Here is a 9,202-nt window from a genome sequence, read left to right as displayed (position 1 = left end):
ACCCGCCAGTGCCCGAATTGAGCGTGATGATTGATGCTCCGGAAGCAAGCGTCAGGGCGCCGGTCGATTCACTGGCATTGGTTGCTGCAACATTCGTTCCGTTAAAAACGAACTCACCGCCATTGAGCGTCAACGCCAGGGTATCGCTGATTCGATTGGTGTTATTCGTTGCTGCATTATCAAGCGTCAGACGACCTCCCGTATTGACGGTAAACGCCGTTCCGGCTACCGTTCCACCGCCGCTGAGGGTGATTCCCCCTTCGTTGATGGTGGTTGCTCCGGTATAGGTGTTCGCACCCGTAAGCGTCCATGTTCCGCTCTCCACCTTGGTCAGCGTGCCGGTAGTGTTACCGATGATGCTGGCAATAGAGCTTCCTGTCGCTGAACCGCCAAGCGTCAATCCGAAGGTCGCACCCGATATCGTGCCGGTATTGGAGAGAATGATATTGCCGTTCTGCGCATCTATACTGCTTGCACTTCCGAGCGTTACAAGGCCGCTGTAGGTTGCCGCTGTCCCGGAGCTGTTGGTCAGGGCTCCGGCAGTACCTCCGACACCGAGACCGTTCAACGTCAGCGCTTCGGCTGTAGCAAGAGTAAACCCGTTCAGATCGAGTGTTGCTCCACTCGAAACCGTTGTTGCTGCACCCGTTGTGCCCAGCGGCGTATTTGCACCGCTTCCTGCTGCACCAAGTCTCAAGGTTCCGGCACTAACGTTGGTCGCTCCGGTGTAGGTGTTAGCTCCCGATAAGGTCAGCGTGCCTGTGCCTGTCTTTGTCACGGCCCCGGTACCGGTAACGATCGGGTCGGCTATCGTTACATTGCCAGAACCGGCGCCTACCGTCAGGGTTCTGTTTGTTCCCGTGATGCCATTACCTGAAGCCACATCAAGGGTAAGCGTCCCGCTGTCGGAACTTATCTGGGTATTTCCTGCAAGAGTGATCGCACCGGCATAGCTGTTATCTCCGCTGATATTTCGGAGCGCACCGCCTGTTGCAATGCCTGTTCCGTTGAGGCTCAGCGTTTCAGCAGCAATCGTAATACCGCCTGCAAGCTCAAGAGCGGCCCCGGTGGAGACCGTTGTACCTGCGGCGGTCGTGCCCAAAGCTGTATTGTTTGACGCCCTGAGCACACCAGCTCCGATATTGGTCGCACCCGTGTAGGAGTTCGCACCCGAGAGTGTCAGTGTGCCGGTGCCGGCTTTGGTGAGAATACCTCCCGTGCCGGAAATCGCTCCGGCATAGGTTGAAGAGGTGTTGCTCACGTCACCAATAGTCAGGGCAAAGGCTCCACCGATAGATGTGCTTCCCGATCCCGTGATAGAATCGATCGTCTTGGCTGCGGCTATCGTGAACACACCCTCATTCGAAACACCGGAACTCAAGGCTATGGTGCCCGTTGCATTAAGCGCCAGTGTCCCTCCGCTGATCGTTGTCGCTCCAGTGTAGGTATTAACTGCCCCCAGCGTCAGCGTCCCGGCTCCCGACTTAACAAGAGTGGTCTTACTGATGATGCCGCTGTAGATGCCTGTGCCGCTTCCGACATTGAAGGTGGTGGTGCCCGTACCGCTGATAGCTCCGGTTCCGCTGATAGAACCGCCATTGGCATTCATTGTAAAATCAAGGGTACCGGAGGAATTGCCGATATCCGCATTTACAGCTATACTCCCGTCTGACGTCAGCGTCAGCGTACGTGTTCCTGCTGCCGTACCTGTCAAGATAGCGCTGCTGACGGTGATATTTCCGGCTTCAGCACCACCTCCCGTTGTGGTCACCGTAACATTGGTTCCCGCATCAAGACGGGCGGTTATGTCGGTATTGATAATTGTTGAACCGGTTGCTCCCGGTGTCCAGATATCAGGATCTGCGCCGCCCCATGTGCCGTTCGCACTTGCAGTTGTAATGGTTACGTTATACGGATCGAACAGCCAGAGACCGGCAGCTCCCCTTATCGAGGATGCTCCGCCCTTTGACCCTGCCGTATCAAGCCAGTGACCGGAAGTCTCTATTCTCCCTCCGTCACCACTGTTGGCTCCGCCCTTCGCTTCAAAGGTGCCGTAAGCACGGGTGACGGAGTTCGGGTTGGTCACGTCAGACCATGCCACAACTGTACCGCCATTACCGGTATCAATGGCACTCGCTTCAAGCAGGGCAGCCTGTTCGACGATAGTACCGGTTGCCTGACGAACCGAACTGTCGCTGTTCTGCCAGCTTCCCCCAACCAGTACCTCTCCTCCTCCGGTTGCGCCTGATGCAGTAAGGTGTGCGCCATCCTGCACCAGAACACGATCTCCCGTTGCTACAACCCTGCCGCCCTTTCCGTCAGTGGAGGATGCATCAACCCTTCCGGCAACCGTCGCCGTGCCTCCTTCGGCATCAAGGATGATACGGCCATCTTTCGCCTGCAGGCTCCTGGCCTCAATGATTCCGCTGTTGTTGACAGCTGATCGGGCCAACGCATTTGCTGCTTTTGCCGTCATGATCACCATGCCGCCATCACCCCTGATCACTCCCTTGTTCTCGGCCAGAGCGTCAACTGCGCCCTCATCCACCGTAAGGGTGATGAGACCGTCCCCCTGGAAATCAAGAGAGACCTGATTGCCAGCGGCCAGGGCCACGCTTCCGCCTGGGGCCGTGATAGTGCCCTCGTTGGTTACTTTAGGGGCAATCAGCGCTACCACACCACCCGGCATCGCCGTAAGAGCACCCTGATTGAGTATTGATCCGGCTGTGCCGCTGTTGCTGAATTTGTTTCTTCCGGCAATGAAGTCGCTGTCAAGCATATTGAGCGACGATGCCACCAGACCACCGACATCTACCCGCGCTGTGCTGCCGAAGATGATGCCTGAGGGGTTAAGGAGGAATACCCGGCCGTTGGCCGAGAGTGAACCCATGATCTGCGTCGGGTTCTGGTCGGTTATCCGGTTAAGAGCTGCCGATGAACTGTTAGGCTGGTTAAAACGCACTCCGGCATTGGCTCCGATGTTGAAGCTCTGCCAGTTGGCAATCATCTGCGGTGTTGACTGGTTCACGGTCAACTGAGTACTGCTGGTGGTGATGCTTCCCCCTCCGTAGGTGATCACTCCACCGGAGGGAAGCGCTCCGGGATCAATGGCATAGGCACGCTCTCCGGAGGCAAACAGCGCAAGCAGAACCGCAAGGCTTTTGAGCCTTGATTTTGGGACACCGCCATTGGTCTTGACCTTCTCGGAAACGACTATCCACCGCTCCTTCGATTTCGACCAGATGATATTAAAAATCCTGTTCACGTGCGGTAATGATCGCCTGTCATCCTATAAAAACATGCCTTTAACTATGAATTCGATATGCTTGAGAACATGATCTTTGAGTTCATGAGCCATAAAACCTCATCACTCATACTCCCCGATTTAACCCTGAAAACCGGATCATTTATGACCATATTTACACTGCAAATACTGTACCAATGAGAGCAATAACAGAAACAACTCACTATCCGCATTTATTCGACCATATTATACGCATAAAACCACTCGCTTTTCAAAAATAGTCCGGAGAATCAGAGAGGGTGTCTCAATTTGAGACTTACCCAATAAAAACAACCTAATATGAGACAGAATGAGAAACACATCACTCTATTTTTCAATGGGCATTTGCTATAATGAAATTCGTTTTTATCCCAAACCAACAATATTCCCCTCATTTAGAAAGTATTAGCGGACGCGTTTATATAACCAATTTTATTGCATTTAGAGTATCTCTCGAATTAACAGCTCATCAAGTATGGCTGCAATACAGAAATATTTCATGAAGTTTCCACCGTTATGCGACTGAACATTTTGCAGCAAAATATGTATCACTTTTGTCTCATATTGTTCTTTTCAAACAAAAGTCTGTATATGCGAAAATGAGGATCAAGGGATGTTATCAGGAGTCCATATCACATCTGATAAAGTGACAGAATATAATATTTAACAGGATTTTTTCGAAAGGCTGGATATATGCGGATGGATGATCAAATTATCATGAGCTGGAGAGATCCACTACCCAGCTCCTCTTTTTATCCTGTATCCTGATCTTGATCCTGAAAGAGTTGTCAGGCTTGCTGATGATCCTGAATGAACGGGTAGTGGTATCATATTTCAGCCATGAAGGAAGAGGAGAGCCATTATCAAGCGTAACCTTCTCGTTACCCGATCCCTTTGAAAGACCTTTCAAAACTTTATCAGGAAGCGGAATCGCCGTTTTTGCGGTTTGACGAACCTGCTTTCCACCAATAAAAACAGTGATCACTCCGGTAAAAGGTGCCGGAGTGTCGCTTGCTGATGACAATCCCGAAAGAGGAAGACTTGCCTGACTGATATCCGATGTTGAACTCTCTCCACTCATTGCCGCATTTACGGTTTCGTTACTGCTGCCGGCAGTCAAAACCTCACCTCCGTTCATCTCCGAAAGCGCTCCTGTCTGGGTATCAACAGAGGCAACACTCTCTCCTCCCGATGAGGAGACGGAAGAAACCGTCCCCGATAGACTCAAATTTTGTGTCGGGCTTGCAGGAAAGAGCATGGATACTCCTGACGGAACGATGCTGAAACCGCTTGTCGGGAGAAAAATGACCGGAACAACCGTGGTCTGCGATAAGCCTTCAACCCTCAGTTGACCGTCAACATAGCTGATAGTGTAGTTGTCCGGCGAAAAGGTGCCTCCCGTAGCATCAGAGGCAACGATTGAGTAGGGGCTGCCTGCAACCGATGCTGTGGCTGCCGTTCCCGCACTCTTCAGTGTTACGCTCCCTATTGTCTCGCTGTTCTTCAGTGTGCTGTTCGTAAAGCGGCTTAACGAAGGAACCTCGCCGTACTTTTTCGTTACATCAGTCGCTGTCACCGTCAGATTGGCTTTTGTAATGTCCGCATACGCACTTTGCTGGGAGGTTATCGCATAGTTTGCCGTATCGCTTCCGCCGATCGTGCTGCTCAGCGTCACCGTCTTGCCAGTCGCAACACTCTTGTCTCCGAAGAGGCCGCTCGAAGAGAGCGTCAATACATCTCCCGATACCAGACCCGTCTTCGTCAAAGCGCTCGTCACCAACGTCGCCGCCGTCGTGCCGTCATACTCCTTGTTCGACGCCGTTATACCGCTTATCGTCAACGCCTTCTGTGCGACCGTCAGTGTGCCGGTTGAATAGGAGAGTGCATATCCGAGCAGGCTGGTTGCTCCGGACGGTGTCAGGGCGTGCGAACCGGCAACGTAGTTCCCTGAGGTAGAAGTTGAGCCGCCAACGCCAATACCAACTCCGGACAAGATCTCTCCATCGGTATCGCCATTGGCTTCGCCACTCAATGTGTAGGTAAGCGACGGTGCCGTTCCATAGGTTTTACTTTCATTGTCAGCCTTAACCGTAACTGTCGGCTGCTCACGGTAGATAGCGTTTTTCCCCGAAGAGAGTGCCGTCGAGTAATTCGATACCGATTCATCGCTGTTGTAACGGAAACGGCCTGTACCCGTCCCGACAAGTGAACTCAATCCTGTACTTCCGGAGATACTGCCACTATAGAAGGATGCAATACCTGCTGCTCCGACGGTTATCGACGGAGTGCCGGAGATAATGATATTGCCTCCGGTTGCCGTGCCTGCAAGCGCAGATTTCCCTGCGTTCAGTCTGATTGCCGTTGCCGAGCCATCCGTCGTGGAGAGATTACCGGTAACCGTCAGGTCGCCGCTCAGCGTCGCAACATCAACCTTTCCGGATGCATGAATACCGGAGAGGGTCAGCGCGTTAGAATCAACGAGCGAAAGAGTTCGGGCATGCGTTACCGATACCGTTGAAAAGTCATTCACCGTGTTGGTGAAAACGATATCGCCGCTGGTTCCGGCATCAAGAGTAAGCGTGCCGGCAGTGCCGGTCACAACCCCGCTTGCCGTAAAGTTCCCGCTCGAAACAATAGTGCTCGAACTGCCAAGGATAATCGAACCGCTGTAGACCACCGGGGAAGTGGAACTGTTGGCCAGAGCCCCTGCCGTGTCTCCGACACCAGTTCCGTTGATCGTCACGGATTCAGCAGTACCGAGTGTAAAACCGTTCAGGTCGAGCGTGGCTCCGTTTGAAACAACCGTTCCGGCATCTGTCGTACCAAGCGGGGTGTTGGTTGCACCACCCGCAGCTCCGAGCTTCAGTGTTCCGGCACTGACCGTGGTAAGACCGGTGTAGGAATTTGCACCCGAGAGCGTAAGTGTACCACTGCCCGATTTGGTCAACGTCCCTCCATTACTGCTCAGGATACTGGCGAGAGTTACATCCTGACCATTGGTATCGATAGTATAAGCCTGGCTTGCAGCGCTGCTGAAACGTGATGAATAATCAGTTGTATTGGCAGAGCTGAACTGCAGAGCCCCTCCATCAAATCTGATGCTTCCTGACGACCCGATGGCTCCGGACGATCCAAGAGAGAGCGTTCCGCCGGACAAGGTTGTACCGCCACTGTAGGTATTCGCTCCTGACAGCGTTACTGTTCCTGTACCTGTTTTGGTCAAAAGTACTGCTCCAGCCAGTTTCGCACTGACCGTTCCATCTGAAACCGTATATCCTGTGCCGCTCAATACTCCGGTGGTGCCGGTTATGGCGCCATTGGTCAGGGTTACTGCTCCTACCGTATCACTATATCCCCCGATATCAAGAACCGCTCCGCTTCCGTTGACCGTCACCCCTCCGCTTGCAAGCGCATTGGTTATCCCATACGCCAGCGTACCGCCGCTGATGGTGGTCAAACCTGTGAAGAGGTTCGCTCCCGACAGCGTCAGCGTGCCTGCTCCCGATTTGGTCAAGGCTCCGGTGGTATTGGCTCCTATACCGCTAATCGTCAGGTTATTGGCGGTAACATCAATCGTTGATGACGTGCCTGTCGTCAGGGTAAAGGCGCGATTGGTAGACGCCGTTGATCCAGTATATTGCAGGGTTCCGCCGCCAAGAACCAGATTGGCAGCGACATTGGTTGCGGCTCCGAGATTTCCTGCAACACCACCATTACCAATTGTTCCGACACTCAGCACTCCTGCATTGATCGTCGTCACGCCTGTATAGGTATTCACTCCCGACAGCGTCACTGTGCCTGTTCCTGTTTTGGTCAAAGGAACTGTTCCCGCCAGTTTCGCACTGACTGTACCATTTGATACTGTAAACCCTGATGTACTTGTCAAGGTAGCTGTACCGGTACCGGTTATACTGCCATCAGACAAAGTAACAGCACCAACACTGTCAGAATACGTATCGAGATTCAACGTAGCGCCGCTACTTACCGTCACCCCTCCGCTTGCAAGCGCATTGGCTATACCATAAACCAGTGTGCCGCCGCTGATTGTGGTCAAACCAGTATAGAGATTTGCCGCCCCAAGTGTCAGCGTACCGGAACCCGATTTGGTCAAGGCTCCGGTGGTATTGGCTCCTATGCCGCTAATCGTCAGGTTATTGGCGGTAACATCAATCGTTGATGACGTGCCTGTCGTCAGGGTAAAAGCGCGATTGGTAGACGCCGTTGCTCCTGTATATTGAAGGGTTCCTCCGCCAAGAACCAGATTGGCAGCGGCATTCGTTGCGGCTCCGAGATTTCCTGCAACACCACCGTTACCAATTGTTCCGACACTCAGCACTCCTGCATTGATCGTCGTCACGCCTGTATAGGTGTTCACTCCCGACAGCGTCACTGTGCCTGTGCCTGTTCCTGTTTTTGTCATGGTGACTGCACCGCCAAGAACAGCACTGACTGTACCATTCGACACCGTAAACCCTGATGTACTTGTTAACACACCTGAACCGATTATACTGCCGTCTGTCAACGTAACGGCACCAACGCTGTCAGAATACGTATCGAGATTCAACGTACCACCGCCACTTACCGTCACCCCTCCGGATGAAAGCGCATTTGTCACACCATAAGCCAGTGTGCCTCCAGTGACGGTGGTCAGGCCTGTATAGAGGTTCGTTCCCGAGAGCGTCAGTGTGCCTGCTCCCGACTTGGTGATGCCGCCTGTGCCGGAGAGCACTCCACTGTAGGTTGACGAGCTGCCCGTCGCATCGCCTATCGTCAGGATATTGGCTCCAAGCGTTGTTCCTCCTGCTCCCGTCATCGAATCTATCGTCTTGGCTCCGGCTATCGTGAAGGTACCGTTATTGGACACTCCCGAGCTCAGGGCTATCGTTCCCGTTGTATTGAGCGAGAGCGTACCCAGGGTGATTGTTGTCTGACCCGTATAGGTATTGATTCCGCCCAGCGTCAGAGTGCCTGTTCCGATCTTCGTTATGCCGCCCGTTCCCGACAACACACCGCCGTATACCGCAGGGCTGCTGTTGTTTCCCCCAATCGTCAGCGTCTCGTCGCCAAGCGTCACATTGCCGCCCGTTGTGCCGCCGCCGGTCAGAGAGCCGATCTGCGTATCATTATCCGTGATATCAAGCATAACTCCCGCCGTATTGGAGAGTGTTATGGCCGAGTTATTTCCGAATGCTCCGCTCGTATTGGCTACCGAGGCTACTCCCGCCTTCAGGGTGCCGCCACTCACGCTCGTCGCTCCGGTGTAACTGTTCGCTCCCGAGAGTGTCAGCGTGCCTGATCCGGCCTTGGTGATGCCGCCTGTACCGGAAAGCACTCCGGAGTAGGTTGAGGAACTGCCTGTCGCATCGCCTATCGTCAGGATATTGGCTCCAAGCGTTGTTCCTCCGGATCCCGTCATCGAGTCTATCGTCTTGGCTCCGGCTATCGTGAAGGTACCGTTATTGGACACTCCCGAACTCAGGGCTATCGTTCCTGTTGCATCAAGCGAAAGCGTACCCAGGGTGATTGTTGTCTGACCCGTATAGGTATTGATTCCGCCCAGCGTCAGGGTGCCTGTTCCGATCTTCGTTATGCCGCCCGTTCCCGACAACACACCGCCGTAAACCGCCGGGCTGCTGTTGTTTCCACCAATCGTCAGCGTTGCGCCGCCAAGCGTCACATTGCCGCCCGTTGTGCCGCCGCCGGTCAGTGAGCCGATCTGCGTGTCATAGCCCGTGATATCAAGCGCAACTCCCGCAATATTGGAGAGTGTTATGGCCGAGTTATTGCCGAATGCTCCGCTCGTATTGGCTACCGAGGCTACTCCCGCCTTCAGGGTGCCGCCGCTCACGCTCGTCGCTCCGGTGTAACTGTTCGCTCCCGAGAGTGTCAGAACACCTGCTCCGGCCTTCGTCAATGTTC

Annotated in this window: 2 protein-coding genes; both read right to left on the bottom strand. The window is 53.7% G+C overall.

The window, feature by feature from the left end:
- Positions 1–3,265, bottom strand: a 3,265-nt coding sequence (locus G9409_RS12175) for a two-partner secretion domain-containing protein (RefSeq protein ID WP_166808964.1), incomplete at its 3' end; no start/stop codon positions are given.
- 733 nt (positions 3,266–3,998) lie between these two features.
- On the bottom strand, positions 3,999–9,202 hold a 5,204-nt coding region (locus G9409_RS11875), incomplete at its 5' end, for a beta strand repeat-containing protein (RefSeq protein ID WP_208019733.1).

The organism is Candidatus Chlorobium masyuteum, assembly GCF_011601315.1.
In the GTDB taxonomy this organism is placed as follows: Bacteria; Bacteroidota; Chlorobiia; order Chlorobiales; family Chlorobiaceae; genus Chlorobium; species Chlorobium masyuteum.
This window is presented reverse-complemented; position numbering and strand designations above follow the sequence as displayed.